The 26,113-nt window shown below is 72.1% G+C and carries 28 protein-coding genes; 9 read left to right on the top strand and 19 right to left on the bottom strand.

Features of this window, described 5'->3' with window-relative positions; all coding sequences use genetic code 11:
* Nucleotides 1-105: 105 nt before the first annotated feature.
* On the top strand, nucleotides 106-1,233 hold the full coding sequence (locus tag HDC37_RS00210) for an AAA family ATPase (RefSeq protein WP_179558418.1): 1,128 nt from the start codon (nucleotides 106-108) through the stop codon (nucleotides 1,231-1,233).
* Between the two features lie 16 nt (nucleotides 1,234-1,249).
* Here HDC37_RS00210 and HDC37_RS00205 read toward each other — a convergent pair whose 3' ends face one another.
* From HDC37_RS00205 to HDC37_RS00120, 18 genes are all read right to left on the bottom strand, one after another.
* Nucleotides 1,250-1,660 carry a hypothetical protein gene (locus HDC37_RS00205; RefSeq protein ID WP_179558417.1) on the bottom strand — a complete coding sequence of 137 codons (411 nt, stop codon included), beginning with the start codon at nucleotides 1,658-1,660 and terminating at the stop codon, nucleotides 1,250-1,252.
* Nucleotides 1,661-1,694: 34 nt separating this feature from the next.
* Nucleotides 1,695-2,225 (bottom strand): hypothetical protein, encoded by a 531-nt coding sequence (locus HDC37_RS00200; protein WP_179558416.1) that lies wholly within the window; start codon nucleotides 2,223-2,225, stop codon nucleotides 1,695-1,697.
* 40 nt (nucleotides 2,226-2,265) lie between these two features.
* A complete protein-coding gene (locus HDC37_RS00195) occupies nucleotides 2,266-2,970 on the bottom strand; it encodes a hypothetical protein (protein ID WP_179558415.1) in 705 nt (234 codons plus the stop codon).
* Entirely contained in the window at nucleotides 2,967-4,178 is a 1,212-nt protein-coding gene (locus tag HDC37_RS00190) for a cysteine desulfurase-like protein (protein WP_179558414.1), read from the bottom strand. The genes HDC37_RS00195 and HDC37_RS00190 overlap by 4 nt, the downstream gene beginning before the upstream one ends.
* A 62-nt stretch (nucleotides 4,179-4,240) precedes the next feature.
* Complete coding sequence (gene dinB, locus HDC37_RS00185) at nucleotides 4,241-5,449, bottom strand: DNA polymerase IV (protein WP_179558413.1); 1,209 nt, start codon at nucleotides 5,447-5,449, stop codon at nucleotides 4,241-4,243.
* Nucleotides 5,450-5,516: 67 nt separating this feature from the next.
* Nucleotides 5,517-6,137, bottom strand: coding sequence for a histidine phosphatase family protein (locus HDC37_RS00180; RefSeq protein ID WP_308472032.1), 621 nt, complete (start codon nucleotides 6,135-6,137; stop codon nucleotides 5,517-5,519).
* Between the two features lie 19 nt (nucleotides 6,138-6,156).
* Nucleotides 6,157-6,699, bottom strand: coding sequence for a hypothetical protein (locus HDC37_RS00175; RefSeq protein WP_179558412.1), 543 nt, complete (start codon nucleotides 6,697-6,699; stop codon nucleotides 6,157-6,159).
* Nucleotides 6,700-6,743: 44 nt separating this feature from the next.
* Nucleotides 6,744-7,523 (bottom strand): IclR family transcriptional regulator C-terminal domain-containing protein, encoded by a 780-nt coding sequence (locus tag HDC37_RS00170; RefSeq protein WP_179558411.1) that lies wholly within the window; start codon nucleotides 7,521-7,523, stop codon nucleotides 6,744-6,746.
* Nucleotides 7,520-8,689 carry a thiolase family protein gene (locus HDC37_RS00165; protein WP_179558410.1) on the bottom strand — a complete coding sequence of 390 codons (1,170 nt, stop codon included), beginning with the start codon at nucleotides 8,687-8,689 and terminating at the stop codon, nucleotides 7,520-7,522. Before HDC37_RS00165 ends, HDC37_RS00170 begins: the two co-directional genes overlap by 4 nt.
* 1 nt (nucleotide 8,690) lies before the next feature.
* Nucleotides 8,691-9,341 (bottom strand): 3-oxoacid CoA-transferase subunit B, encoded by a 651-nt coding sequence (locus HDC37_RS00160; protein ID WP_179558409.1) that lies wholly within the window; start codon nucleotides 9,339-9,341, stop codon nucleotides 8,691-8,693.
* Complete coding sequence (locus HDC37_RS00155; protein ID WP_179558408.1) at nucleotides 9,341-10,066, bottom strand: 3-oxoacid CoA-transferase subunit A; 726 nt, start codon at nucleotides 10,064-10,066, stop codon at nucleotides 9,341-9,343. The genes HDC37_RS00160 and HDC37_RS00155 overlap by 1 nt, the downstream gene beginning before the upstream one ends.
* A gap of 436 nt (nucleotides 10,067-10,502) precedes the next feature.
* Nucleotides 10,503-11,591: an acyl-CoA thioesterase gene (locus HDC37_RS00150; protein WP_257021222.1), complete on the bottom strand. Its 1,089-nt coding sequence runs from the start codon at nucleotides 11,589-11,591 to the stop codon at nucleotides 10,503-10,505.
* A gap of 7 nt (nucleotides 11,592-11,598) precedes the next feature.
* Nucleotides 11,599-12,000 (bottom strand): 4-carboxymuconolactone decarboxylase, encoded by a 402-nt coding sequence (pcaC, locus tag HDC37_RS00145; RefSeq protein WP_179558407.1) that lies wholly within the window; start codon nucleotides 11,998-12,000, stop codon nucleotides 11,599-11,601.
* Nucleotides 11,987-12,772, bottom strand: a complete 786-nt coding sequence (locus HDC37_RS00140) for an alpha/beta fold hydrolase (protein ID WP_179558406.1) — start codon at nucleotides 12,770-12,772, stop codon at nucleotides 11,987-11,989. The genes pcaC and HDC37_RS00140 overlap by 14 nt, the downstream gene beginning before the upstream one ends.
* The gene (locus HDC37_RS00135) at nucleotides 12,769-14,172 is read right to left on the bottom strand and encodes a lyase family protein (RefSeq protein WP_218869243.1); all 1,404 of its coding nucleotides are present in this window, start codon (nucleotides 14,170-14,172) and stop codon (nucleotides 12,769-12,771) included. The genes HDC37_RS00140 and HDC37_RS00135 overlap by 4 nt, the downstream gene beginning before the upstream one ends.
* Nucleotides 14,147-14,728 carry a protocatechuate 3,4-dioxygenase subunit alpha gene (gene pcaG / locus HDC37_RS00130; protein ID WP_179558405.1) on the bottom strand — a complete coding sequence of 194 codons (582 nt, stop codon included), beginning with the start codon at nucleotides 14,726-14,728 and terminating at the stop codon, nucleotides 14,147-14,149. Before pcaG ends, HDC37_RS00135 begins: the two co-directional genes overlap by 26 nt.
* Nucleotides 14,728-15,588, bottom strand: a complete 861-nt coding sequence (pcaH, locus tag HDC37_RS00125; RefSeq protein WP_179558404.1) for a protocatechuate 3,4-dioxygenase subunit beta — start codon at nucleotides 15,586-15,588, stop codon at nucleotides 14,728-14,730. Before pcaH ends, pcaG begins: the two co-directional genes overlap by 1 nt.
* Nucleotides 15,589-15,999: 411 nt before the next feature.
* Nucleotides 16,000-16,785, bottom strand: a complete 786-nt coding sequence (locus tag HDC37_RS00120; RefSeq protein WP_179558403.1) for an IclR family transcriptional regulator — start codon at nucleotides 16,783-16,785, stop codon at nucleotides 16,000-16,002.
* A 116-nt stretch (nucleotides 16,786-16,901) separates the two neighbouring features.
* Here HDC37_RS00120 and HDC37_RS00115 point away from each other — a divergent pair, with 116 nt between their 5' ends.
* The 3 genes from HDC37_RS00115 (at nucleotide 16,902) to HDC37_RS00105 (ending at nucleotide 19,490) form a co-directional block, all read left to right on the top strand.
* Entirely contained in the window at nucleotides 16,902-17,372 is a 471-nt protein-coding gene (locus HDC37_RS00115; RefSeq protein WP_179558402.1) for a hypothetical protein, read from the top strand.
* A 12-nt stretch (nucleotides 17,373-17,384) separates the two neighbouring features.
* The gene (locus HDC37_RS00110) at nucleotides 17,385-18,143 is read left to right on the top strand and encodes an IclR family transcriptional regulator (RefSeq protein ID WP_179558401.1); all 759 of its coding nucleotides are present in this window, start codon (nucleotides 17,385-17,387) and stop codon (nucleotides 18,141-18,143) included.
* Nucleotides 18,144-18,305: 162 nt separating this feature from the next.
* Nucleotides 18,306-19,490 carry a 4-hydroxybenzoate 3-monooxygenase gene (locus tag HDC37_RS00105; protein ID WP_179558400.1) on the top strand — a complete coding sequence of 395 codons (1,185 nt, stop codon included), beginning with the start codon at nucleotides 18,306-18,308 and terminating at the stop codon, nucleotides 19,488-19,490.
* 60 nt (nucleotides 19,491-19,550) lie between these two features.
* Here the strand turns inward: HDC37_RS00105 and HDC37_RS00100 are convergent, their stop codons facing one another.
* Entirely contained in the window at nucleotides 19,551-20,771 is a 1,221-nt protein-coding gene (locus HDC37_RS00100; RefSeq protein ID WP_179558399.1) for an MFS transporter, read from the bottom strand.
* 165 nt (nucleotides 20,772-20,936) lie between these two features.
* On the opposite strand from HDC37_RS00100, the gene HDC37_RS00095 reads away from it, so the two are divergent.
* The 5 genes from HDC37_RS00095 to HDC37_RS00075 all read left to right on the top strand — a co-directional run bounded on the left by HDC37_RS00095 (nucleotide 20,937) and on the right by HDC37_RS00075 (nucleotide 26,113).
* A complete protein-coding gene (locus tag HDC37_RS00095) occupies nucleotides 20,937-22,139 on the top strand; it encodes an MFS transporter (protein ID WP_179558398.1) in 1,203 nt (400 codons plus the stop codon).
* Nucleotides 22,140-22,188: 49 nt separating this feature from the next.
* Nucleotides 22,189-22,665 (top strand): MarR family winged helix-turn-helix transcriptional regulator, encoded by a 477-nt coding sequence (locus tag HDC37_RS00090; RefSeq protein WP_179558397.1) that lies wholly within the window; start codon nucleotides 22,189-22,191, stop codon nucleotides 22,663-22,665.
* Nucleotides 22,666-22,765: 100 nt separating this feature from the next.
* Nucleotides 22,766-24,169, top strand: coding sequence for an FAD-binding oxidoreductase (locus tag HDC37_RS00085; protein ID WP_179558396.1), 1,404 nt, complete (start codon nucleotides 22,766-22,768; stop codon nucleotides 24,167-24,169).
* 77 nt (nucleotides 24,170-24,246) lie between these two features.
* Complete coding sequence (locus HDC37_RS00080; RefSeq protein ID WP_179558395.1) at nucleotides 24,247-25,161, top strand: SDR family NAD(P)-dependent oxidoreductase; 915 nt, start codon at nucleotides 24,247-24,249, stop codon at nucleotides 25,159-25,161.
* Between the two features lie 70 nt (nucleotides 25,162-25,231).
* Nucleotides 25,232-26,113, top strand: coding sequence for an amidohydrolase family protein (locus HDC37_RS00075; RefSeq protein ID WP_179558394.1), 882 nt, complete (start codon nucleotides 25,232-25,234; stop codon nucleotides 26,111-26,113).

Here is a 26,113-nt window from a genome sequence, read left to right as displayed (position 1 = left end):
ATGGCGGGATTACCCGGACCGAGCGACCCTCACGTGGCAGCCAAGGGATCCCGCCCCGGTGGTGACCGCCGCGACGACGTCGGGCGCTCCTGACAGGATGGCGGGGTGCTGACCACCTTCGCCGTCGCCGGGTACCGGTCGCTCCGCGACCTGGTGCTTCCGCTCGACGCGCTGACCGTGATCACCGGACCGAACGGGTCGGGCAAGTCGAACCTCTACCGGGCGATGCGCCTCCTCGCGCAGACCGCCACCGGCTCGCTCGTCGCGGCCGTCGCCCGTGAAGGCGGCCTGCCCTCGTTGCTCTGGGCCGGGCCGGAGCACGGCGTCTCGCAGGGAACCGTCCGGCGCGAGCCGATCGCGGTGAAGCTCGGCTACGCCTCGGACGAACTGGGATTCCTCGTCGACCTCGGCATCCCTCAGTCCGCCCCCGGCCCCTTCGGAAGGGATCCCGAGATCAAACGCGAGCAGGTCTTCGCGGGGCCGGTCGCGAAGCCCGCTGCCCTGCTCATCGACCGCAGAGGTGCAGCGACGCGCGTGCGCGAGAATTCCTGGACGACCCTCGCCCAGTCGCTCGCGCCGTGGGAGAGCATCGTCACCGACCTCGCCGACGGTGACACCGGGCCCGAACTGCTGACGCTCCGCCGCACCCTCGCCGGCTGGCGCTTCTACGACCACTTCCGCGTCGACGCCGACGCGCCCGCGCGCGCGCCGCAGATCGGCACGCGCTCGCACACCCTGGCCCACGGCGGCGAGAACCTCGCGGCCGTCTGGGCGACCATCCGCGACGCCGGCTTCGGCGCGGACCTCGACGGCGCCGTCGCCCGCGCCTTCCCGGGCGCCCGGGTGGAGATCGACACGGCGGACGGTCGATTCACCCTGGCGATGCGGCAGCCGGGACTCCTCCGTCCCCTCGCGGCCGGCGAGCTCTCGGACGGCACCCTGCGGTACCTGCTGCTGTGCGCGGCACTCCTCCCCGCCCGCCCGGCGCCCCTCCTCGTCCTGAACGAGCCGGAGGCGAGCCTGCACCCCGAACTGCTCCACCCGCTCGCCGAACTCATCGCCGCGGCATCCGCTCAGTCTCAGGTGATCGTCGTCACACACGCCGAACGCCTGGCCGCAGCGCTCGAGCGATCCGGTGCGCTCACCCATCGGCTGGAGGGCGGGACCGGCGGCACGCAGGTCGCGGGCCAGGGAGTGCTCGACCGGCCGGCGTGGACCTGGGGGGCGCGGTAGCGCGCGGAGATGCCGATCAGAACGTCAGCGTCAGCGTCTCCATCTCGATGTCGTCGAAGCCCATCGCGATGAAGAACGACAGCACCGCCAGCACAAGGCAGACGGGCGTCATCGTGAACCGCTCCGGCCTCGAACGCGAGAGGGCGTTCATCACGATCCCGAGCGCGAAGTAGCCGAAGACGACCCACAGCCCCACCTCGGACACGACCCGCGGAAAGAGGTCGATCGCGCCGACCCGGCTCCAGGCGAGGAGGACGATCACGGCGTAGATCAGAATCGACACCACGCTCCCGATGCGCAACCGGGTCGGGAGCACGAGGTGCTGCCCGCCCCACGCGAAGCGGCCGAGCGGTGCGCCGGCGGCAAGGGCCAGCTGGAAAGCGCCGAGCAGGACGAGCAGCACGGTGAGAGCGACAGCGAAAGGCACGCCCTCACGCTATCGGCGCGCGTCTCGACCGTCGTCAATGCACGACGATGACCTTCAGCAGCGCCATGACCGCGCCGAAGGCGGCCGTCATGGCCGAACCGGCGAGGCTCCGCGCCACGGAGGCGCCGCGCCGGCGGAACGCGATCCATCCGAGCGCTGCAAGCAGCACGGTTCCCGACAGAAGAGCCGCCCAGATCGCGAGTTGGTCATCGACCAGGCGCGCGGTGCCGAGCAGGAGGATCGCGCAGGGGATCAGCGCGGAGACCAGCAGCCCGTTCGACTGCCGCACCGCTCGGCGGAACGCGTGCGACAGCGGACGCGCATCGCGCCCGAAGCCGTGCCCGGCCACCGTGGCGGCGTAGACGTGCGCGCCCCAGAAGACCACGACGGTGCTGACGACGACGATGAAGACGCTGAGGCTCGTCGGATCTCCGGCGCCGCTCACCACGATCATCCCCGACACCAGGATCACCCCGTACACCGACTGCTCGGTCACGAAGCTCGAGGTCAGGGCGGCCAAGGGGGTCAGCACCGGCTGGTCAGGATCCTCGGGAGTGGATGCCATCGTTTCGCCTCCTCAGATCAGGCTCGCCACAACCATCCGATCAGAACCAGGCGAACGGCACCAGGGCCGTCAGCACTGCGGCGACGGTGAAGATCGACATGCCGAATCCGATGAGGATCCACTGGATGCGACGGCGCTTGACCACCGCCGCGACACCGAGGAGGAACAGGGTGATCGCCATCAGCACGGTGTTCAGCTGCAACCGGTCGCCGAGGGTGTTGTACTCCTCCGCGGTCTCGAAGAGCGCGGTGCTTCGCTCGTCCTCGTCCGCCCATGCGCCGAAGCGGGCGGCGAAGTACTCCTCGGAGTCGAAGGGCCCGACGTAATCGCCGGTGGCGGTGGCCTCCTCGTCGGACCAGGTGATGGCCGCGTCGAAGATCTCATCGACGAGCACGAACTGGAGTGTGTCGAACTTGGCGGTTGCAGCCTGAGCGATGACGGGGTCGGGGTTGTCCATATCGACCGAGAGCTCGGTAAGCCGGCCCCAGGTCTGCACATCCTGCACGTAGACCTGATTGGCCTCGAGGAACAGCGACTCCGCCTCGGTCTGGCTGTTCTGCGCCTGCGAGTACGACGACGCGGTGAGCCCGTCATAGAGCGTGGACTGGAAGGAGGTGTACGCGGTGGCGACCGACACGATGCCGAGGAGGATGACGACGAGGAGCTCCATGTCGCCGAAGAGCCCCGACAGGCGCGGCTGGTCGGGCGTGGGAGCGGGTGTCGGTGTGGGGGCTGAAGTGGTCATCGTGTCAGAAACTCCGCAAGTCCTTCGAGAAGGCGATCGACGTCGTCGTCGCTGGTGTACGCGGCCACCCCGATGCGCATGCCGGCTTCGACGGGGAGGCGGAGCGCCCGAAAGGTCTCCCAGGCGTAGAAGCTCCCGGAGGGAGCCAGGATGTCACGCCCGGCGAGGAAGCTCGATGCGGCCTCGGCGACCCGGTCGCCAAGGGTGACGTACAGCGTCGGCGTGCGCCGAGCCGCGCGCGAATGCACCTCGAGGCCGAGCTCGGTGAGGCGGGTCTCGATCCGCTCGCGCAGTGCCGTCTCGTGTCGATCGATGAGCTCGTGCGCCGCGACGAGGCGCTCGCGGCGGGCGACGCCCGGTTCGCCGGTCGCCGGAGCGAGGTCGGCGATGACCTCGATGGCAGCGGTGACGCCTGCCAGGGTCTCGTAAGGGAGCGTGCCGAGCTCGAAGCGCTCGGGCACGCGATCGGTCGAGGGCACGAGCTTGTCGGGATGCAGGGTCTCGAGCAGCGCTGGATCGGCGACGAGCACGGCGCAGTGCGGCCCGAAGAACTTGTACGGCGAGCACACGAAGAAGTCGGCCCCGAGGGCGGTGACATCCACTGACGCGTGGGCGGCATAGTGCACGCCGTCGACGTGGACGAGGGCGCCGACGGCGTGGGCGCGGGCGGCGATGCGGGCGACCGGCGGAATGGTCCCGAGGAGATTGGATGCCGCGGTGACCGCGACCAGCCGGGTGCGCTCATTCACGATCTCGTCGAGGTGCGACAGGTCGAGTTCGGCGGTAGCGGGATTCAGCGGCAGCCACCGCACGGTGGCCCCGCGCGCCTCGGCCGCCTGCACCCAGGGACGGACGTTGGCGTCGTGATCGAGCTCGGAGACCACGATCTCGTCGCCCTCCGCCCACGAGCGCGCGAGGGTGCGGGAGAGGTCGTACGTGAGCTGGGTGGCGCTCCGGCCGTAGACCACGCCCCGGGGGTCTGCGCCCAGCAGATCGGCCACCGCTTCGCGGAACGCGGCGACCGCGTCATCCGCATTCCGTTCGCTCCGCACCGACGACCCGCGGTTCGACAGCGGGCCGGTCAGCGTGCGCGCGATCGCCTCGGCGACCGCGAGGGGCGTCTGCGTGCCGCCGGGGCCGTCGAAGTGGGCGATGCCGGAGGACAGAGAGGGGAACTGCGCGCGCAGCGCGCTGACGTCGAGGATCATGAATCCGCATCCTGCACGGTGTGAGGCTATCGCGCCGGGTCGGCGGCGACCGGGAACGCTGCTCACTCGTGCTCGGGGAGGACCGGAGTGGACCATCCGGGGTCACGACCGAGCTGCGCGGCGCGGGCGACCGCATCGGCGCCGAAGCGATCGCGAAGGCGGTCGAGGACACCGTCCAGAGCGCCGTCGAACTCATCACCTCCGCTGAAATCGAGCGGCAGCTCGGGCTGCACGCTGTCGGCGCGCTCGAGGTGCGACAGCGAAAGACCGATGAGGGTGATGCCCCGCTCGGTGATCGTCGGAAGGGCGGCGGCCAGCAGCATCCGTGCCGTGTCGAGCAGCAGCGACGTGCGGTCGGTCGGGAACCGGAGCGTGCGCGATCTCGTCGCCTTCGTGTAGTCGCCGAAGCGCAGGCGCAGCACGACGCTCCGGCAGACCCGGTCGCCGTCGCGGAGGCGGCGGGCCAGCCTGTCGACGATCTGGCTGAGGATGACGTCGAGCTCGTCGGGGGTCCGGGGGCGAGTACCGAGGGCGCGCTGCGAGCCGATCGAGCGGCGTCTGCGGGTGGTGTCGACGGGCCGCGGATCGCGCAGGCGCGCGAGCGCGTGAAGGTGCGCGCCGGCCGCCCTGCCGAGCAGGCGCTCCGCGGTCGCCGCCTCGAGCTCGGCGAGCTGCCCGACGGTGCGGATGCCGAGGCCGTGCAGCTTCTCAGCCGTTTTCGCCCCCACGCCCCAGAGCCGCTCGACCGGCAGGGGCAGGAGGAACGCCTCCTCCCCGTCGGGCTCGACGACGAGGAGCCCGTCGGGCTTGCTCACGGCGCTGGCGACCTTGGCGAGGAACTTCGTGCGGGCGACCCCGACCGAGATCGGCAGCCCGACCTCGGTGCGCACGCGCTCGCGCAGCCGCGCCGCGATGTCGGCGGGAGGGCCGGCGATGCGTCGGAGCCCACCGACTTCGAGGAAGGCCTCGTCGATGGAGAGCCCCTCGACGAGGGGCGTGGTGTCGCGGAAGATCTCGAACACGGCCTTGCTGGCCGCCGAGTACGCCTCCATGCGTGGGGGGACCACGATCGCGTCCGGGCAGAGCTCTCGCGCCTGACGTCCGCCCATCGCGGTGCGCACGCCACGAGCCTTGGCCTCGTAGCTGGCGGCGAGCACGACCCCACCGCCGACGATCACAGGCCGGCCGCGCAGCGCGGGCGCGTCGCGCTGCTCGACCGAGGCGTAGAACGCGTCGAGATCGGCGTGCAGCACCGTCGCCTCGTCGCGCATCGGGCCTCCCTCCCGCGCGCATCGTCGCACGGGGGTCCGACATCATGGCCCGGGGCCCGCCGGAGCGTCAGCGGCCGCGCACGTGGTTCCACTCGAGCACGACCGGCCGTCCGTGCTCGTAGCCGAGCTCGTTCACCGCAGACGTGCCGAGCCAGAAGTAGCGGCCGCCCGCGGCCGTGAGGCCGAGCCAGGTGCCGGTGAGGGCGCGGATGAAGTGGGCGTGGGAGAACATCAGCACGTGCTCGCCGCGCTCGAGGCGGGGACGGATGCTGCCGAGCAGCGACTCCGCGCGAGCGGTGACCTCGCCCACGCTCTCCCCCGGGGTCTCACCGGCCGGGGCGCCGTCGTCCCAGATCGACCAGGGGTGGCCGAGCTGGGCGATGATCTCCGGCGTCGTGAGTCCTTCGTAGGCGCCGTAGTCCCATTCGTGGAGGCGCTCGTCGGGCTCCGCACCGGGGAAGCCCGCGTGCCGGGCGGTCTCGACCGCGCGGCGGAGGGGACTGGTGAGCACGAGGTCGAAGCGACGGGTGGCGAGGAGGGTGCCGGCGAGCTGCGACTTGTAGATCCCGGTCTCGGTGAGGGGGATGTCGGTGAGCCCGGTGTGGCGTCCGCTCTTGCTCCACTCGGTCTCGCCGTGCCGGACGAGGACCATGGTCCCCTGGAGTTCGGTGTTCGCGGCGCTCGTCACCCCTTCATCCTGCCTGTCCTCAGCCCTGGCCGGGAGGGCCGAGCGTTCCCCCGTCCGGAAGCTCGGGACACTCGGCGGACGCGGTGAGGGCGGCGACCTCGGCGCGCACGGCGACACCGTCAGGGGCGCGGACGATCGTATAGACGATGCCCTCCTGCGCGCCGTCGGCGGGGATGGAGCCGACGGTCAGGTTGTCCAGCTCGGGATCGTCGGGGTAGGGGCCGACACCCGTCGTCACGAGGTCGGCCGTCGGGTTCGCCTGCAGCCAGTTCGCCGTCTCGGCGACCGTCGCCCCGGGAATGATCCAGTAGCCCTCGAGCTCTTCGACCGGGGTGCAGGGCCATCCGGTGAACGAGAGGAATTCCGCAGCGCCCGCATCGGCCGGCTCGGCTCCGGGTGGGAGCGCGGCGGCCTCCAGCCACGCCTGCGCCTGAGCCCGGGCCGCGGGATCGTCGGTCGCGGTGGGCGGCGTCTCCGGCGGGTCGGGCAGCCCACCCGAGCATGATGTCAGCGCCGCTGCACAGATCAGGACGCCGGGCAGCGCCACCGACCGAGACCGCATGAGCCCACCGTAACCCGCTCACGGATGAGCCGGGCCGGGATGAATCACACCAGCCGCAGATCCGCCTCGATCGCGCGCGTCGTCGCCAGGAGCGCCGGAAGGTACGTCTCGCGCACCCGATCCACGGTGTCGCGCGTCGCGCTGGTGGAGATGTTGACGGCTGCCACCACCGTGCCCGTGCGATCGTGCACCGGTGCGGCGACCGAGCGCAGGCCCGGCTCCAGCTCGCCGTCGACGAGCGACCACCCCTGATCGCGCACCTGCGCGAGCTCGGCGGCGAGCGCCTCGGGGTCGGTGAGTGTGCGGTCGGTGAGGGGCTCGGGCGGAAGAAGAGCGAGGATGTCGGCGACCGCCGCCTCGGGGAGCGCGGCCAGCAGCACCCTTCCCATCGAGGTGGCGTAGGCGGGGAACCGGGTGCCGATGGTGATGCGGACGCTCATGATGCGGCGTGTGGGCACGCGCGCGACGTAGACCACCTCGGCACCGGCGAGCACCGCCGCCGAGACGCTCTCGTCCACCTCGCGCGAGAGGGCCTCGAGGTGCGGCTGCACCACCTCCGGCAGCGAGAGCGCGGACAGGTAGCTGAATCCGAGCTCGAGCACCTTCGGCGTCAGCGCGAAGGCGCGCCCGTCGCTGCGCACGTAGCCGAGGGTCTGCAGGGTGTGGAGGAACCGTCGCGCCGCGGCGCGGGTGAGATCGGTGCGGCGCGCGACGTCGCTGAGGGTGAGCGAGGGGTGCTCGGCGTCGAAGGCACGAATGACGCCGAGTCCGCGCGCCAGCGACTGGACGAACTCGCTCGAGGGCTCGGGGCTCTCGCCGCTCACCGCTCGAGGACCACCGCGAGCCCCTGACCGACGCCGATGCAGAGAGCAGCCACCGCGACCCCCGACCCGCGACGGGCGAGCTCGTGCGCGGCACGGCCGATGACCCTGGCACCGGAGGCGCCGAGCGGGTGCCCGATCGCGATGGCACCGCCGTGGACGTTCGCCTTTTCGGGGTCGAGCTCGGTCCACAGCTTCAGGCAGGCGAGGCTCTGGGACGCGAACGCCTCGTTGAGCTCCATGACGTCCACGTCGGCCCACGTGCGGCCGGCCCGCGCGAGCGCGCGGTTTGCGGCCTCGACCGGGGCGACACCGAACACGTCCGGGTCGTTGCCGAAGGCGGCGCGACCGGTGATCCGCGCGAGCGGCTCGGCGTCGACGGCCCCATCCGCGCCGAGGAGGATCGCGGCGGCGCCGTCGTTGATCGACGACGAGTTGCCGGCGGTCACCGTGCCGTCGGCGGCGAAGAGCGCCCGGAGTCCGGCGAGCTTCTCGAGCGTCGTGTCGGCGCGGATGCCTTCGTCGCGGGCGAGCTCGGCGCTGGGAACCTGGGTGATCTCCCCGTCGAAGACGCCGTCCGCCCACGCCTGGGCGGAACGCTCGTGACTGCGCAGGGCGAAGGCATCCTGTTCTTCTCGGGAGATCCCGTAGATCGACGCGAGCTTCTCGGCGGACTCGCCGTTGGAGATCGTCCACTCCTTCGGCAGCGCCTTGTTGGTCATGCGCCAGCCGATCGAGGTGTTCCACATCGTCTGGTTGCCGGTGGCCGGCCACGGCCTGGGCGACTTCTCCACGACGAAGGGCGCGCGGCTCATCGACTCCACCCCGCCGGCGAGGATGACCTCGGCGTCGCCGGCCTCGATCGCCCGCGATCCCTGGATGACGGCCTCCATGCTCGACCCGCAGAGGCGGTTGACGGTGACGCCGGGCACCGTGGTGGGGAACCCCGCGAGGAGCGCACCGAACCGCGCGACGTTGCGGTTGTCTTCGCCGGCCTGGTTGGCGTCGCCGAAGATCACGTCGTCGATGCGAGCGGGGTCCAGGCCCGTGCGTTCGACGGCGGCCTTCATGGCCACGGCGGCGAGGTCGTCGGGGCGGACGCCGGAGAGGGCGCCGCCGGCGCGGCCGAACGGGGTCCGGACGGCGTCGTAGATGTAGGTCGCGGGCATGTCAGTGTCCTTCCGCCGGGGCCAGGCGCAGGCCCGTGAGTTCTTGCAGCGAGGCGACGGTGTTCTCGCCGAACGCCTCGCGCACCGCGAAGCCGTCGGGGGTCACGTCGAAGATCGCGTGATCGGTGTACACGCGGGTGACGCAGCCGACGCCGGTGAGGGGGTACGTGCACGCCTCGACGAGCTTGGACTCGCCGGTCTTGGTGAGGAGGTCGGTCATCACGTAGACGTCCTTGGCGCCGATGGCGAGGTCCATCGCGCCGCCGACAGCGGGGATCGCTCCGGGCGCCCCGGTCGACCAGTTGGCGAGGTCGCCGGTCTCGGACACCTGGAACGCGCCCAGCACGCAGACGTCGAGGTGGCCGCCGCGCATCATGCCGAACGAGTCGGCGTGATGGAAGTACGCCGCACCGGGGAGGGCTGTGACGGCCTGCTTGCCGGCGTTGATGAGGTCGGGGTCCACGGCGCCGGCCTCGGGCGCCGGTCCCATGCCGAGGAGGCCGTTCTCGGTGTGGAGGATGATCTCGAGGTCGGCGGGGAGGAAGTTCGCCACCAGGGTGGGGGCGCCGATCCCGAGGTTCACGTACGCACCCTCGGGGATGTCGGCGGCGATGCGGCGGGCGAGGTCGTCGCGCGAGATGCGGGTGCTCATCAGAGGGGCCGTCCTTCCAGGTCGACGCCGCCCACGAAGGCGCCGTCCTTCACCCAGGGGCGCTCACCGACCGCGACCACGCGGTCGACGAAGATGCCGGGGGTCACCACGGTCTCGGGGTCGAGGCTTCCCAGCGGCACCACCTGATCGACCTGGGCGATCGTGCGAGTCGCGGCCGTCGCCATGATCGGGCCAAAGTTCCGGGCCGTCTCGCGGAAGACGAGGTTGCCCCACCGGTCGCCCTTCAGCGCGCTGATCAGGGCGACGTCGGCCTTGATGGGGTATTCGAGCACGAAGGTGCGGCCGTCGATGTCGCGGGCCTCCTTGCCCTCGGCGAGCTGGGTTCCCACTCCGGTCGGCGAGAAGAACGCGCCGATCCCGGCACCCGCGGCGCGGATGCGCTCGGCGAGGTTCCCCTGCGGCACGAGCTCGAGCTCGATGTCGCCGTCGCGGTAGAGGCCGTCGAAGACCCACGAGTCGCTCTGACGAGGGAAGGAGCAGATGATCTTGCGCACGCGCCGCTTGGCGAGGAGCGCGGCGAGCCCGACGTCGCCGTTCCCGGCGTTGTTGTTCACGATCGTCAGGTCGGTCGCGCCCTGCGCGATGAGGGCGTCGATCAGCTCGACCGGCTGGCCGGCCCGGCCGAACCCACCGATCATGACGGTGGCTCCGTCGGGGATGTCGGCGACGGCGTCTGCGACGCTCGCTACGGTCTTGTCGATCACCCGGATTCTCCCTCTCTGCCCGCCTCGCGAAGTGTTCGCGATACGTACACATGTACGTATGACGTACTCAGTCTACGCCGCGGTGCACGTCGCCGCGACCCCCGCGGTGACGCCCTGTTCGCCCGCCCCACCCACCCCGTTCGTCCGTCGCAAACGTACGTTTTCTGACCTGGCCCGCGTACGTATGCGACGAACGAAGGCGGGAAGGAACGACGGGTACGCGGCAGGGCGCACGGGCACGCAGCAGGGCGCACGGGCACGCGCCAACCCCGGGGCTCACGGACAGCGACGCGACGGGGAGGCGCCGATTCGACCTTCGCGGGAACATCGGTGTCCCCAACTCCTGCAAAACCGACGCGTGCAGCGCCGGAATGGGCCGAATCACGGGGCAGAAGCCGGTTTTGCAGGAGTTGGGGACAGCGACGCAGCGCGGGGCTCAGTCCTGCAGCGTCAGCTCGGCGGGGATCGGCACGATCCGCTCCCGCTCGTGAATGAGCTCGACAGCATGCCTCACGAGCCGCACATCCTCGGCGAGCTCGGGCTCCCAGCGCGGAACGGGCCGGGCGCGGCCGTCGGGGCCGGGATCGACGAAGACCATGATGCACTGCGTGGTGAGGGTCTTCTCCGCGGGGGTGCGCGGGTCGGCCGAGAGCACCCGCACGACGATGTGCATGCTGCGGGGCCCGGTGTAGATGAGGCGGGCGTCGAGCTCGACGAGGTGTCCGATCCGCACCGGGGCGAGGAAGTGGATGCCGCCGGAGTACACCGCGACAGCCTGGTCCGTCGACCACGCGGCCGCGCACGCGAAGGCGGCCTCGTCGATCCAGCCCATCACCGTGCCGCCGTGCGCGGCGCCGCCGAATTTCACCGCGCTCGGCGGCGCGAGGAAGCGCAGCTGCGACCGGGGCGCCGCGGTGTCGTCGGTGTAGACCTGACCGAGCATCGCCTTCTTGATCGTGTCGCGCGCAGCGATGCGCGAGGTCGCGATCTCACCCAGCGCCCGGTCGGCATCGGTGTGCGGCGTCCATTCCGGTACGGGCGCGGGCCGGCGCTCGTCGTCGACGGCGACGAAGACGAGCATGCAGGTGGTCGCCGGCTCGTAGCGGCGCGAGCGGATATCGGCGGCCTCGACGGTGACGGCGACGTGCACGCTCGACCGGCCGGTGTGCACGACCCGGGCATGAACCGCCACGAGCGACCCGGGCGCGATCGGACGGGTGTGCTGGACGTTCCCGACGTACGCCGTGACGCAGTACCGCCCGCTCCAGCCGACCGCGCAGGCATACCCGGCCTGGTCGATCCACTCCATGACGCTGCCCGCGGCGACGGTGAGGCCGCCCGCCGCCGCGTCATGGGGAAGCGCCAGGAAACGCATCGTCACCCGATCGGCGGGGGCGGTGGCATCCGTTACAGGCGGCTCAGCCGTCCCCGTCGCCTGCGGCTCAGCCGCCCCCATCGCCTGCGGCTCAGCAGACCCCGTCGCCTGCGGCTCAGCCGTCCCCGTCGCCTGCGGCTCTGCGCTCATGGTCACATCATGGCGCGTCGGCGTAGACCTCCGCAGCGATGCGGAACGCCGTGTTGGCGGCGGGCACCCCGCAGTACACCGCCGACTGGAGGATGACCTCGCGCACCTCGTCGACGGTGAGGCCGTTGCGAAGGGCTGCGCGCAGGTGCATCGCGAGCTCCTCGTGGTGCTCGAGCGCGATCAGCGCGGTGAGCACCGCCACCGAGCGGGAGCGTCGGTCGAGCCCCGGACGCGACCACACGTCTCCCCAGGCGACACGCGTGATGAAGTCCTGGAAGTCCGCCGTCAGCGGAGTCGTCCCGGCGATCGCGCGGTCGACGTGGGCGTCCGAGAGCACCTCGCGGCGCACCGTCATGCCCTGGTCGTAGCGCTCCTGGTCGGTCAGTCCCTCGCCGTCAGGCCGTGTCATCCGCTGTCCTCTCGATCTCGCTGACGAAGTCCGCGATCACCGTCGCCGTCGCGTCAGGATCGTCGGCAGGCGGCAGGTGGGCCGCTCCCGGGATGCCGGCGGCGCGTCCGTGCACGACACCGTCGGCGATCTCTCGAGCGAGGGCTTCGGGGGTGACCTCGTCGTGACCGCCCCACACCGCCAGCACCGGAACCGTGATCTCGCCCAGGCGGTCGCGCACGTCATGGGCGGCGAGCGCCTCACAGCAGCGGGCATAGCTCTCGGCGTCGGCATCGCGCAGGGAGTGCAGGAGCCGCCCGGTCAGGTCGGGGTTCCCGGCGATCGTGTCGGGGGCGAACCACCGGCCCGCCGAGGCGATGATCAGCGACGAGGTCGATTGCTGACGGACTTGGGCAGCGCGCTCGTGCCACCCCTCGGCGGTGCCGATCTTCGCGCCCGAGGCGATGATCGTCGCGGAGCGGACGAGAGAGGGATGCCGCAGGGCGAGCTCCAATCCGACGGCGCCGCCGAGCGAGACCCCGGCGTAGTGGAACGGTTCGGCGATCTCGGCGGCGAGCGCGTCGGCGAGATCGGCGACAGTGAAGGCGTCGCCCGCCGCCGGGGAGACACCGTGACCGGGGAGGTCGAACGCGCGCACCCGGAATCGGACGCGCAGCGCCGGGACGACCTCGTCCCAGAGGATCGTCGAGGTGCCGAGCGAGTCGCCGAGGACGACGAGCGGGGCGCCTTCCGGGCCGCCGGCGTTGGTGAGGGTGAGCACGGGGCGGGTCATCGGGGGTCCTTTCCGGCGTCGGGGGCGGGCGAGGCGGCGACCGAGCGGTCGACGAAGGTGCCGGCGAGCCCCGTGTAGGCCGCGGGATCGAGGAGGTCGGCGACATCCGTCCCCTCGAGTTCGGGGAGGGCGCGCAGCAGCGCCGCCAGGTCGTCGCCGCGGGCGGCGGCGACGAGGTCGCGCACGCGCGCCCCGCCGATGAGCGGCGTGAGGACGATCGAGAGGCGCTCCGAGACGAGGAGGCCTCCGGTGGCGGCGAGGTTCTCCGCCACCGCGGCGGCGTCGATCCGCAGGCCGGCCGTCAGCCGCGCGGCGTGCGCGCTCGCGCCGAGGGCGAGACGGAGGAGCTCGCGCAGCGTCGGCCACTCGGCGTGCCACGCGCCGTCGGGCCGCTCGTCGGCGGCGAGCGCGGCGGCCAGATGCAGGGTCGCCCCCAGCTGCGGAGCGCGCAGCGCCGCGGAGCGGAGGAGGACGGATGCCGCGGGGTTCTGCTTCTGCGGCATCGCCGACGAACCACCTCCGGCGCCCTCGGCGACCTCGCCGATCTCGGTACGGCTGAGGGTGGCGACGTCGGTGGCGATCTTGCCGACAGCGTCGAGCGCCTGCACGAGCGCGTCGCCGAGCTCGGTGATCGGCCAGCGCTCGGTGTGCCAGGGCGCGGCCGGGGCCGCGAGGCCGAGCTCGGCGGCATAGGCGTCGACGAGCGCGGCGGCGGCTTCGGCCGATCCCAGGTGCTCGGCGAACGCAGCGGCCGTTCCGGCTGCGCCGCCCAGCTGAGCGGGGAGCGCCGCGCGCACGGCGTTCAGCTGCGCTCGCGCGCGGTCGACCCCGCGGAGCCAGCCCGCGACCCGGGCGCCGACGGTCGTGGGAACGGCGTGCTGGGTGAGCGTACGGGCGGCGGCGACCTCGTCCCGGTGCACGCGCGCGAGGTGCGCGAGGGCGACGGAGGTGGCGGCGAGGGAGGCGGCGACCTCGGCGGCCGCATCGCGGGCGACGAGGACGAGGGCGGTGTCGAGGATGTCCTGACTCGTCGCCCCGCGGTGGATCCACGTCGCCGCCTCCGGCGACACCCGGGCCTTCAGCGCGCCCACGAGTGGGATGACGGGGTTCCCCCCGGCCACCGCCGCGGTGACGAGATCGCCGAGTGCGACGCCGTGGCCGCGGCATCCGCTCTGCCCGTCCTGCCAGCCGAAGGTCGAAGCGACCTCTGTGACCGCGCTGCCGGGTGCGGCGCCCACTCGGCTGTAGGCGCGGGTGAGGGCGACCTCGGCCGTCACAAGGGCGTCGAGCACGGCGGCGTCCGAGACCCCGGCGTCGTGACCGGCGGTGACCGGGCTCAGCAGGCCGACGTCGATCGCGCCGTCGTCGGACGTGTCAGGCGGGGGCGTCGGGGAAGGCAAGGAACACGGTCTCCTTCTCCCCCTGCAGCCGGATGTCGTGGCGCAGATGTCCGTCGGGGGTGCGCGTTGCGATGAGCGTAGCGCGCTCGTCGGCGTCGAGTGAGGCCAGCAGCGGGTCGGCGGCGAGGAGCGCGTCGTCGTCGGGCAGGTAGATCCGGGTGTGCAGCTTGTTCGGCAGGCCGCGGGCATACACGATCACCGCGAAGAACGGGGCCTTGCCCGCCTCGGCGCCGGGGTTGCGGGTCCAGAACTCGTAGTGGCCGTCGTCGGTCGTCGCCGAGCGGCCGAACCCGGTGAAGGTGTGGCCGTCGCGGCGGTGCGCACCACGGGCGCGCGAGACGGTGCCGTCGGTGTCGGCCGACCAGACCTCCACGAGTGCGTCGGGGATCGGCGCGCCCGCACCGTCGGTGACGGTGCCCGACAGCACGATCGCCCCCGGCGAGTGCGGGAAGGCGACCTGGTGCATGGCGTCGTAGGTCACGCCGTAGTGGAAGAAGGGGCCGACCGTCTGGCCGGCAGACGGGGTGTGGGTCTTCGGACCGGTGGGGCGGGGCATCAGTGCTCTTCCTCGGGCTCGAACCAGGTGGCGTCGGGGCCGTCCACGACGATGTCGAACCGGTAGCCCATCGAGAACTCCGGCACCGTGAGGTCGTGGTCGTAGATGCTGATCAGCGCATCGCGGTCGCGCTGGCGGCGGATGGTGTTGTAGATCGGGTCGAGGGCGAACAGCGGGTCGCCCGGGAAGTACATCTGGGTCACGATGCGCTGGGTGAAGGCGCTGCCGAACACCGAGAAGTGGATGTGCGCGGGACGCCAGGCGTTGGTGTGGTTCTTCCACGGGTAGGGCCCGGGCTTGATCGTGGTGAAGAGGTACTCGCCCTGGTCGTTCGTGACCGTGCGCCCGGCGCCGGTGAAGTTCGGGTCGAGCGGGGCGGGGTGCTGGTCGCGCTGGTGGATGTAGCGCCCGGCGGCGTTGGCCTGCCAGATCTCGATGAGCTGGTTGGCGATCGGGCGACCCCACGAGTCGAGCAGGCGGCCGCGGACGGTGATGCGCTCGCCCATCGGCTCGCCGGAGTGCTGCAGCGTGAGGTCGGACTCGATCGCGGCGACGTCGCGCTGGCCGAAGGCCGGGGAGAGAAGCTCGATCGTCTCGGGGTCGACGAGTTTGGGGTTCTTCGTCGGGTGGCGCAGGATGCTCGAGCGGTAGGGGGGGAAGTCCCACATCGTGGCGGGGAGCTTCTCGCCCGCAGCCTCTCGCCGCTCGTACTCGGCGTGGAGATCGCGGATCTCCTGGGTGATCTCGGCCTGGCTCACCTGCACCGGGGTCGCGAGCAGCGACTCCGGGGCTGCGGCGGCGGTCTGCGCCTGCGCGGCCGGGGCGGCGGGGGGCGTGGAAGCCTGGTCCGCGAGTGTCATCGGCGGTCTCCTTCGACGGGTCCGGGTGCGTCCAGGGTGACACCGCGGGGCCGGTGGGCCGGGTCGATGTCTCACTGAGTGGGAGGGATGGCGCGCGGGCACGCCGGCTCGCCGCAACCCAGCCCGCCGCACCCCAGCCCGCCGCACACCAGCTCGCCCGCACACGGGAGGAGATCCGCACAGGGGAGGAGATCTGCGCCCGATTTCGCCTCCCGTGTGCGGATCTCCTCCGGTGTGCCGCGGCGAACGAGGCGGGGCGAGGAGGAGGGGTCGCACGGTGCGCCGCCCGCGGCGGGGACGGATGCCCGACCGACTCGTGGCAGGACGCCCCACCGGAAACACGCGGTGACAATGGCACCGTCGATCTTGCAGGTGTCGCGGTAACAGGCGGCCCCGGGCCGTGTCAGCGGATCACCGCAGGTCGTCGGCCAGCTCTCGGGCGGTCTGGATGACGAGAGGTCCGAGGCGTCGCTCGTCGGCGCGCTCGAGGTGCACGACGAGTCCGATCGCCGCCGGCGGCAGCCCGTCGATGCGGGGCAGGGGCGCCGCGACCGAGACGTTGCCGAGCGTCATCTCCTCGCGCGTCGTGGCGAAGCCCCGCGCGCGAGCGCGGGAGAGGTCGGCGCGCAGGGCGTTCTCATCGGTGAGCGAGTGCACGGTCTCACGCTCGAGCGGAGCGGTGAAGTAGCGCGCCAGCCACGCGTCATCCCTCGTCATCAGCAGCGCCTTGCCGACGCCGGTGGTGTGCAGCGGCCCGCGTCCGCCCATGCGGCTCAGGGTCGGGATCGAGTGGCGCCCGGTCACCCGCCCGACGTAGAGCGCGGCAGAGCCCTCCGGGCTCGGTCCGTCGAGGACGGCGAGATGGACGTTCTCGCCGGTGGCCTCGTAGAGGCGCAGCATGTGCGGCAGCGCGGTCTCGCGCAGCCGCAGGGCGAGGGGGGAGAGTTCGCCGAGCTCCCACAGCCGGGGGCCGATCGCGTAGCGACGGTCGGGCAGACGCACGAGAAGGCCCTGATCGACGAGACGGGCGAGCAGCCGGTGCAGGGTGGAAGACGACAGGCTGGCGCGCGCGCCGAGCTCGGCGGCGGTGAGTGCCGGCTCGTCCTCGGTGAATGAGCTGAGGACGCGCAGGGCGCGGTCGAGGAGACCCTCCCCCGAGGGTGCTCGGTCGTCCCGCTGTCCGGCATCGTCGCGCACCCCTCCGACACTACGGTCCCCGCAACCTCTCCTGCACAGGCGCCCCGGCGAGGCGAGCTGTCCCCAGATGCGGCGGAGGGCCTCATCCGCGCCGCGCGCTCGGCCAGCGTGGGGGCATGACGACCATGGATCCCCGACTCGACCACGACCGCGTGCTCCGCCACGACAGCGACCTCGAGGAGGTGCTCGAACTGCTGCTGGATCGGGCGCTGAACCCCCGGCAGGTGTGGCTGCTCTTCCTCGACGCCGACGAGCGTCTCACGGGCCCCGTGATGCCCTGCGACGACTACCCGCTCGATCCGTTCGGGCTCGAGGCGACCGACGACCTCGGGCTCCTGCCGTGCGCCGAGATCCTCGCGGCCTGGATCGGCGGTCTGATCGCGACGATCGGCGCGGCCCAGGCGGTGCTCGTCTGGGAGCGGCGCGGATCGCGCGATTTCACCCTCGACGAGCGCGCGTGGGCGGGGGCGATGGCGGTCGAGTGCGCCGCCGAGGGCGTCGACCTCCGGGCGCAGTTCGTGCTGCACGACGATGGAATCCGGCAGCTCACCGCCGACGACCACCTGGGGCGGTGGGCAGTCGCGTGAGATGGTGTCACCATGGCCAACTCGCCCTCCGGCGACTCGGGTCTGGACCGCCTCGTGCGCGTGCTCGAGACCTTCGACGCCGACCGCACGCTGCAGACGGCGTCCGAGATCGGGCGCCGTGCGGGGCTGCCGCCCTCGACCGCGCACCGCCTCGTCGGCGATCTCGTCGCCGCCGGGCTGCTCGAGCGCGACGAGGACCACCGGGTACGCCTGGGCCTGCGGCTATGGGAACTCGCCGAGCGCGGCTCACTCGCGCTGCGCCTGCGCCAGGCCGCCCTGCCGTTCATGGAGCGGGTGCAGGCGCGGGTGCGCGAGCACACCCAACTCGCTGTGCTCGAGCAGGGCGAGGCGCTGTTCCTCGAACGTCTCAGCCACCCTCAGGCGGGAGCGAACATCACGCGCGTCGCGGGACGGCTCCCACTCCACGCGTCGTCATCGGGATTGGTGCTCCTCGCCTTCGCCGACCCGGAGGTGCAGGAGCGGGTGCTCGCCGGCCCCCTGATCGCGCTGGCTCCGGAGACGGTGACGGATGCCGCGGAGCTCCGGCGCCTTCTCACCCGCATCCGCCGCGACCGGTTCGTGATCGCCGCCGGCACGGTGGAGGCGGTGTCGACAGGGGTGGCGGTGCCGATCCGCGAGGGCCGGTCGGGGCCCGTCGTCGCGGCGCTCTCGGTCGTCCTCCCCCGCGACGCACCGACCGCGGGGGCACGGGACGAGTTGCGGTCTGCCGCAGCGGGCGTGGAACACGCGCTGCGTTCGAGTTCTCATTGAACGAGAAAGATTGGATGCCGCGGGCCCGGGCGGCGGCACACTGGACGCGGCGGCGGTGACAGCCGCCCGCCGACATCCGTGAGCCGGCACCGACGCGCCGGGCATCGCGCACCGGCGCCACCCGCCGCACGCCGCGCACCGACATCCGTCGAAGGAGACGTCATGACCCGCATCCGCACCCGCGTCGCGATCGTAGGCGCAGGCCCCGCCGGCCTGCTCCTGTCGCACCTGCTCGCCAAGGCCGGCATCGAATCGGTGGTGATCGACCAGCGCACCCGTGAGGAGATCGAGACGACGATCCGCGCCGGGATCCTCGAGCAGGGCACCGTCGACGTCCTCGAGTCCAGCGGAGCCTCCTCCCGCGTGCGCACCGTCGGCAACCGCCACGACGGTATCGAGCTGCGCTTCGAGGGCGAGGGACACCGCATCGACTTCCCGTCGGCGACCGGTCGCGCGGTGTGGCTCTACCCGCAGCACGAAGTGCTGAGAGACCTCGTCGCCGAGCGCCTCGCCGAAGGCCAGGACCTGCGCCTCGGGGTCATCGCCGAGAGGGTCGAAGACGCCGAGACGGATCATCCGCGGGTCATCGCCGTCGACGCCGACGGTCAGCCGCTCGAGATCGAAGCCGACTTCGTGGTGGGCTCCGACGGCTCGCGCAGCGTGGTACGCCCCGCGGTCACGGGATCAACGACCGGCGGCTACTTCCGTGAGTACCCGTTCGCGTGGTTCGGGATCCTCTGCGAGGCGCCGCCGAGCTCGGATGAGCTGATCTACTCCAACTCCCCGGACGGCTTCGCGCTGATCAGCCAGCGGAACGCCACCGTGCAGCGGATGTACTTCCAGTGCGACCCCGAGGTGGACCCCGCCTCGTACAGCGAGGAGCAGCTCTGGCATGAGCTGCAGGTGCGGGTGCCGGGGACGACTTTGAACCAGGGCCCCATCTTCCAGCGCGACGTGCTGCGGTTCCGCAGCTTCGTCGCCCACGAGCTCCTCCGCGGCCGGGTCGCCCTCATCGGCGACGCCGCCCACACCGTGCCGCCCACGGGGGCGAAGGGCATGAACCTCGCGGTCGCCGACGTGATCGTGCTCGAGCGCGCGCTGCGGGCCCTCCTGCTCGACAATGACAACCGCCTCATCGAGGCCTTCCCCGAGACGGCGCTCGCCCGCATCTGGAAGGCGCAGCACTTCTCGTGGTGGATGACGAGCATGCTCCACGTCGCTCCCGACGCCACCGACTTCGACCGCAAGCGTCAGATCGGCGAACTGCGCTCGGTCGTGGAGTCCGAGGCGGGACGGACCTACCTGGCCGAGGCCTACACCGGCTGGCCGCTGCCGCAGGCGGGCTGAGCCGGGTCCGCCGCGGCGCCGCAGCATCCGGCGGGCTGCATCACAACCGGCCGCGCAGGCTCACCAGCGTTCGCGGGCCTCGCGCACCCCGATCCTCGCGCCCACGGCTCCGGCGACGAGGAGCACCCCGACCGCGCCGAGCAGGATCAGGAGCGCCGGGGCCCAGTCGCCGGCCGCATCGTGCACGCCTCCCAGAAGCGGCGGGGCGAGGGCGCCCGCGGCGTAGCCGAGCCCCTGCACGGTGCCCGACCTGCCCGCGACCACCCGCTCGTCGCCGCCGAAGCCGTTGAGCATGATGAAGACCCAGGTGATCCCCGCCCCCTGGGCAAGGCCCCCGACCAGGCACCACACGAGCCATCCGTCCGGCGCCAGGAGGAAGCCGAGGGGGATCGCGAGCCACCCCACCCCGATGATGACGGCCGCAGGCGCGGCCGAGAAGCGGCTGGTGAGGACGGGCGTCACGAGCGCGCCGGCGACGCCCATGACCTGGAAGATCGCCGCCACCGCCCCGGCCTGCACCGCCGGCATGCCGCCGTCGATGAGAAGCGAAGGAAGCCACGCGGTGGTTCCGTAGAAGGCGAACGCCTGGCCGGCGAAGGCGAGGGCGAGCAGCCACGTGCTGAGCGTCAGGGCCGCTGCGCGCCCCCTTCCGTCCAGGCGCCCGGCGACCCCGGTCGCCGCCGGCCCGGGGTCGGGTCGCAGCGCCTCGGCGCGGTGGAGTCCTACCCACACGCCGAGGGCGGCGAGTCCGAACCCTCCCCACACGGCGATCGCCACCCGCCAGTCCGTGACGGCCGCGATCGGTGCGGTCGCGAGGGTCACCGTCATCGTGCCGACGTTCATGGCCGAGGTGAACAGGCTCGTCATCCACGGCACCCGCTCCGGCGGGAACTCCCGCTTGATGATGAGCGGCACGACGACGTTACCGACAGTGAGGAAGACCCCGAGGAGAGCCGTGCCGAGGATGACCGCGGGAAGACCCCCGGCTGAGCGCACGACCGAGGCGACCAGGGCCCCGCCGAGGGCCAGGGTGAGGGCGAGGTCGGGTCCGAGGCGGCGGATCGTCGCCACGGCCAGCGGCGCGCAGACGGCGAAGGCCAGGACCGGGATGCTGGTGAGGAGCCCCACGACGCCGGCCGAGACGTCGAGATCTGCCTGGATGTCACGGGCCACCGGTGCCACCGCGACGATCGGCGAGCGGAGCACCGCCGCGGTGAGCACGATCGTCAGCGCGACGCCCCACAGCGAGGGTGCCGGCGAGCGGGGCGTTCGGACGGACATCCCGCCCAGGCTAGTGCCGGGTGGAGTGCACCCTCACAGGGGGGCGGCACCGCGCGACCCCGCGGTCCCGCTGAGTGAGCGCAGCGGCCGACCGGGGGCGGGGCTCGGCTAGGTTCGGTGCTCATGACCTCACGGGCGCGGCCTCCCACGCGCGAGCAAGGGCGCATGACGCCGCACACGACGGGGCGCACGACGGCGCGCACCGCCATCCTGGTCATCGCGGTCTGCCTGGTCGCGGCCAACATGCGCCCGACGATCACCGCGCTCGGCCCGGTGCTCGACCAGATCGGCACCGACACCGGCCTCTCGCTCGCCGTGCTCGGCGTCCTCGCCGCCGTTCCGCTCGCCGCCTGGGCGCTCTTCTCGCCGGTCGCGCACGACGTGGCGCGCCGCTTCGGCCTCGGCGGCGCCATCCTCGGTGCGCTCGTGCTCCTCCTCGCCGGGGCCGTCGTCCGCTCGCTCCCGGGACCCGTCGCGCTCCTGTGGATCGGCACCGCCCTCATCGGCATGGCCCTCGCGGTGGTGAACGTTCTCATGCCGGCCGTCGTCAAACGCGACTTCCCCGCCCGGGTGCCGCTGATGATGGCCGTCTACACCGCACTCCTCGGTGGGTTCGGCGCCCTCGCCTCGGGTGTCGTCGTCCCACTGTCGCACCTGCCGAGCGCCGACGGCGAGCTCGGCTGGCGCTGGGCGCTCGTCCTCGTCGGCGGAGTGCTCATCCCCCCGGCGATCGCGGGCTGGGCACTGGCCTCCCGGCGGCGGAGAGCGGATGCCACGGCCCGGCCGCCCCGCCGCAGCACCGGGATCTGGCGCGACGGCGTCGCGTGGCTCGTCGCGGCCTACATGGGACTGCAGTCCGCCATGTTCTACATGAGCGTCACCTGGTTCGCCGCGATCTCGGTATCGACGGGGAGGAGCGAAGTCGCCGCGGGCGTCGACGTGATGCTCTACCAGCTCTTCTCCACGGCCGGGGCCCTGGTGCTCCCGCTGCTGCTGCGCGGCCGATTCGAGCGGTGGGCCCCGGCCACCGTGCCGGTGCTCGCGGTGGTCGGCACCGTCGGGCTCATGGTCGCCCCGAACCTCATCACCGGATGGGTGGTGCTCATCGGGTTGTCATCGGGGGCGTCACTCGGCATGTCGCTGACGCTCATGGCGGTGCGTGCTCGCGACCACGTCGCCTCGTCGGCCCTGTCGGGAATGGCGCAGTCGGTGGGATATCTCGTCGCGGCGGCGGGTCCGATCGTCTTTGGTGCGCTGTACGCCGCCACCGGCTCGTGGCTGTGGCCGCTGGCGCTGCTGCTGCTGGTGCTCCTGGGACAGAGCGGGGTGGGCCTGCTCGCCGGGAGGCCGCGCTTCGTCCTCGAATGAAACCGCATATCGTTGGGAATCTCAACGATCGGGCGCTACGATCAGCGGCATGCCGACCAGGGATGACACGACCGCGGCGCCGGCACTCGCGCCCACCGGGCTCGCGGCATCCGTCCTCGCCGACGATCTCAGCTTCCTCCTCGCCCGGGCGAACGCCCTGTCGCTGGGTGCGGGCAACGCCGCCCTCGCCGTGCACGACCTCAAGGCCCGCTCGTACGCCGTCCTCGTCGCCGCCTGCGCCACCCCGCCGCCCTCGCAGCGCGAGCTCGCCGATTTCCTGCGCCTGGACCCCAGCCAGGTCGTCGCCCTCGTCGACCAGCTCGAGCAGCGCGGCCTCGTCGCGCGGCGCGCCGACCCCCACGACCGGCGGGCCAATGCCGTCGTCGCCACCGCCGCCGGCGAAGAACTCGCCCGCGACGCGCAGCAGACCGCCCGGCGCGCCGAAGAGGCCGTGCACGGCGACCTCGACGCCGACGAGCGCCAGACCCTCATGGCGCTCCTGCGCCGCCTGGCCTTCGCCTCCTGAGCGCCGAGCATCACGCCACGCGGCGCGCGGCACTGGCGAATCGCGCCGCCGATGTGCACAGTGGTGCTGAGCGGCCTTCGCCACGCTCGAGGAGGACCCGATGCACACCACCGTCTTCGAACGCCGCCCACCTGCGGCCTCGGTGATCGACCATGCGCTCGGCGCGACCCGCCACAGCGTGTTCTGGCTGGACGACATCACCCCGCCCTCCCACCCGCGACTGGTCGGCACGCACCTCGCCGACCTCGTCGTGGTCGGCGCCGGGTACGCGGGGCTCTGGACTGCGCTGCGCGCCAAGGAGCGCGACCCGGGTCGACGCGTGATCGTCGTCGAGGCCCGCACCGTGGGCTGGGCGGCCTCGGGTCGCAACGGCGGCTTCTGCGAGGCGAGCCTCACCCACGGCCACGACAACGGAGCCACCCGCTGGCCCGACGAGATCGACCGCCTCGATGAGCTCGGCCGCGAGAACCTCGATGCCATCGGCGAGACCGTCGCCCGCTACGGCATGGACGCCGAGTTCGAGCGCACCGGCACCCTTTCCGTCGCCGTGGAACCTCACCAGATCGAGTGGCTGGCGGAGGAGGAAGGATTCCTGGATGCCGCGGCGACCCGCGCCCTCGTCGACTCGCCCACCTATCTCGCCGGCGCCTGGGAGCGCGACGAGACCGCGCTGGTCCACCCCGGGAAACTTGCCGCGGAGCTCGCTCGGGTCGCGGTCGAGGCGGGGGTGGAGATCTTCGAGCACTCGCGCGTGGTCGACATCGACTCCGAGGCCGGAGCCCGCCCGATCGTCCGCACCGCGGACGGCGCCGTCCGGGCAGCCAAGGTCGCACTTGCGACGAACGTCTTCCCCTCGCTCCTCACCCGCACACGGCTCTACACCGTGCCGGTCTACGACTACGTGCTCATGACCGAGCCGCTCACCTCCGAGCAGAAGGCCGCGATCGGGTGGGAAGGCCGGCAGGGGATCGCCGACCTCGCCAACCAGTTCCACTACTACCGCCTCACCCGCGACGACCGCATCCTGTTCGGCGGGTACGACGCGATCTACCACTACGGCCGGAAGGTGCGCCCGGCCTACGAGGAACGGGCGTCGAGCTATCGCACCCTCGCGTCCCACTTCTTCACCACCTTCCCGCAGCTCGAGGGACTCCGCTTCTCGCACCGGTGGTCGGGCCCGATCGACACGTGCTCACGGTTCTGCGCCTACTACGGCGTCGCCCGCGGCGGCACCGTCGCCTACGCCGCCGGGTTCACCGGCCTCGGGGTCGGCGCCACGCGCTTCGCCGCCGACGTGATGCTGGATCTCCTCGGCGGAACGCCTACCGAACGCACCGAGCTGAAGATGGTGAAGGACAAGCCGATCCCGTTCCCGCCGGAGCCGGTCGCCGCGCTCGGCGTCACCCTCACCAAGTGGTCGCTCGACCGCGCCGACCACAACCAGGGCCGCCGTAACCTGCTGCTGCGCACGCTCAACGCGGTGGGGATGGGCTTCGATTCGTAGCGGCATCCGACCTCGCCTAAATAGTTGACAACTTCAATCATCGTCCGATTCAATGGGTGGTGATCGAAGGAGCTCTCATGTCACTTCACGGCAAAGTCGCTGTCGTCACCGGCTCGGGCCGCGGCCTGGGTCTGGCCTACGCCCAGGAACTCGCACGACAGGGCGCCTCGGTCGTCATCAACGACGTCGACGCAGCAACCGCCGATGCGGCCGTGAAGAGCATCACCGACGCGGGGGGTTCGGCGGTCGCCGTCGTCGCGCCGGTCGGCCCGACCGAGACCGCCGAGCAGCTCGTTCAGACCGCCGTCGACACCTTCGGGCGCCTGGACATCCTCGTCACCAACGCCGGGGTGCTCCGCGACACCGTGCTGTGGAAGATGAGCGATGACGACTTCGACACCGTCATCGGTGTGCACCTGCGCGGCACCTTCACCTGCGTGCGGGCCGCGGCGACCTACATGCGCGCCAACGAGATCCCCGGACGCATCATCTGCATCGGCTCGCCGACCGGCCAGCGCGGCAACTTCGGCCAGACCAACTATGCCGCCGCCAAGGCGGGCATCGTCGGGATGGTCCGCACCTGGGCGCTGGAGCTGAAGAAGGCCGGCATCACCACGAACGCCGTGATCCCCGTCGCCGCGACCGCGATGACGGCGACCGTGCCCTACTTCGCCGCCGCGGTCGAGGCCGACGAGAAGGGCGAGGCGATGCCCGCGTTCTTCCGCCACGACCTCGGGTTCGGCACCTCCGACGACGTCGCCGGCCTCATCGCCTTCCTCGCCTCCGACGCTGCCGCCGGCGTCTCGGGTCAGGCGATCGGCATCGGCGGCGACCGCCTGCAGCTGTGGTCGCACCCCGAGGCCGTCGCGACCGCATACCGCGAGGGCGGCTGGACATACGAGGCCCTCGTCGAGGGCTTCGGCGAGGCGGTCGGGGAGCTGCAGAGCGTCGGCGAGAAATTCCCGCCGCTTCCGGAGGATCTGCAGCGGTGAGACGCGTGTCGACTCGGACGCGCTCCGCGCGTCCTCGCTCAACGACCGGGGCCTCGCACCGGGGAACGCGATGAGGTACGAGCCCGCGATCGACGTCGACGCGATCACCGCGATCGACGTCCACGTGCACATCGAGGTCGACGGGCACGGCCATCACTCCCTTCCGGGCGACCTCGTCGCCGCGGCATCCCGGTACTTCTCCGCCGACGGCCCCCGCCCCGACCTCGATTCCGTCGCGGACTACTATCGCGAGCGCGCGATGGCCGCGGTCGTCTTCACCGTCGACGCCGGGCACACGCTCGGGCATCCGCCGATCTCCAGCGCCGAGGTCGCCGCGGGCGCCGCTCGCCACAACGACGTCCTCATCCCGTTCGGCTCGGTCGACCCGCACCGCTCCGACGCCGCCGACCGCATCCGCGCCCTCCTCGAGGACTCCGGCGTGCGCGGGTTCAAGTTCCACCCGACGGTGCAGGGGTTCGACCCCTCGGACGAGCGCTGGTATCCGCTCTACGCGATCCTGCAGGATGCCGGTGTCGTCGCCCTCTTCCACACCGGCCAGACCGGCATCGGGGCGGGCCTGCCCGGCGGGCGCGGGATGCGCCTGGGCCTGTCGAACCCGATGCTCCTCGACCCGGTCGCGGCCGACTTCCCCGACCTGCAGATCATCATGGCCCACCCCTCGGTGCCGTGGCAGGACGAGGCGCTGTCGGTGGCGACCCACAAGCACAACACCTGGATCGACCTGTCGGGGTGGAGCCCGAAGTACTTCCCCGAGTCGCTCGTGCGCGCAGCGAACTCGTACCTGAAGAGCCGCGTGCTCTTCGGGTCGGACTTCCCCCTCCTCACCCCCGACCGCTGGCAGCGCGACGCGGCCGCGACGAGCCTGAAGCCCGAGGTCATGCCCGGCATCCTCAAGGACAACGCCGTGCGGCTCCTCGGCCTCGGCGGCTGA

The organism is Microbacterium sp. AK009, assembly GCF_013410955.1.
GTDB lineage: Bacteria > Actinomycetota > Actinomycetes > Actinomycetales > Microbacteriaceae > Microbacterium.
Note: the sequence above shows the minus strand (reverse complement) of the source record. Positions and strands in the feature narration are given on the sequence as shown.

What these genes read in the sequence shown, in the direction of transcription:
- pcaH (WP_179558404.1), bottom strand. Translation starts at nt 15,588, where the DNA reads ATGACACTCGCGGACCAGGCTTCCACGCCCCCCGCCGCCCCGGCCGCG.
- HDC37_RS00200 (WP_179558416.1), bottom strand. Translation starts at nt 2,225, where the DNA reads ATGGCATCCACTCCCGAGGATCCTGACCAGCCGGTGCTGACCCCCTTG.
- HDC37_RS00095 (WP_179558398.1), top strand. Translation starts at nt 20,937, where the DNA reads ATGACGCCGCACACGACGGGGCGCACGACGGCGCGCACCGCCATCCTG.
- HDC37_RS00105 (WP_179558400.1), top strand. Translation starts at nt 18,306, where the DNA reads ATGACCCGCATCCGCACCCGCGTCGCGATCGTAGGCGCAGGCCCCGCC.
- HDC37_RS00100 (WP_179558399.1), bottom strand. Translation starts at nt 20,771, where the DNA reads ATGTCCGTCCGAACGCCCCGCTCGCCGGCACCCTCGCTGTGGGGCGTC.
- HDC37_RS00075 (WP_179558394.1), top strand. Translation starts at nt 25,232, where the DNA reads ATGAGGTACGAGCCCGCGATCGACGTCGACGCGATCACCGCGATCGAC.
- dinB (WP_179558413.1), bottom strand. Translation starts at nt 5,449, where the DNA reads ATGCGCGACGAGGCGACGGTGCTGCACGCCGATCTCGACGCGTTCTAC.
- HDC37_RS00150 (WP_257021222.1), bottom strand. Translation starts at nt 11,591, where the DNA reads ATGAGCGCAGAGCCGCAGGCGACGGGGACGGCTGAGCCGCAGGCGACG.
- HDC37_RS00160 (WP_179558409.1), bottom strand. Translation starts at nt 9,341, where the DNA reads ATGAGCACCCGCATCTCGCGCGACGACCTCGCCCGCCGCATCGCCGCC.
- HDC37_RS00085 (WP_179558396.1), top strand. Translation starts at nt 22,766, where the DNA reads ATGCACACCACCGTCTTCGAACGCCGCCCACCTGCGGCCTCGGTGATC.
- HDC37_RS00090 (WP_179558397.1), top strand. Translation starts at nt 22,189, where the DNA reads ATGCCGACCAGGGATGACACGACCGCGGCGCCGGCACTCGCGCCCACC.
- HDC37_RS00175 (WP_179558412.1), bottom strand. Translation starts at nt 6,699, where the DNA reads ATGCGGTCTCGGTCGGTGGCGCTGCCCGGCGTCCTGATCTGTGCAGCG.
- HDC37_RS00110 (WP_179558401.1), top strand. Translation starts at nt 17,385, where the DNA reads ATGGCCAACTCGCCCTCCGGCGACTCGGGTCTGGACCGCCTCGTGCGC.
- pcaG (WP_179558405.1), bottom strand. Translation starts at nt 14,728, where the DNA reads ATGCCCCGCCCCACCGGTCCGAAGACCCACACCCCGTCTGCCGGCCAG.
- pcaC (WP_179558407.1), bottom strand. Translation starts at nt 12,000, where the DNA reads ATGACACGGCCTGACGGCGAGGGACTGACCGACCAGGAGCGCTACGAC.
- HDC37_RS00165 (WP_179558410.1), bottom strand. Translation starts at nt 8,689, where the DNA reads ATGCCCGCGACCTACATCTACGACGCCGTCCGGACCCCGTTCGGCCGC.
- HDC37_RS00115 (WP_179558402.1), top strand. Translation starts at nt 16,902, where the DNA reads ATGACGACCATGGATCCCCGACTCGACCACGACCGCGTGCTCCGCCAC.
- HDC37_RS00140 (WP_179558406.1), bottom strand. Translation starts at nt 12,772, where the DNA reads ATGACCCGCCCCGTGCTCACCCTCACCAACGCCGGCGGCCCGGAAGGC.
- HDC37_RS00080 (WP_179558395.1), top strand. Translation starts at nt 24,247, where the DNA reads ATGTCACTTCACGGCAAAGTCGCTGTCGTCACCGGCTCGGGCCGCGGC.
- HDC37_RS00195 (WP_179558415.1), bottom strand. Translation starts at nt 2,970, where the DNA reads ATGACCACTTCAGCCCCCACACCGACACCCGCTCCCACGCCCGACCAG.
- HDC37_RS00190 (WP_179558414.1), bottom strand. Translation starts at nt 4,178, where the DNA reads ATGATCCTCGACGTCAGCGCGCTGCGCGCGCAGTTCCCCTCTCTGTCC.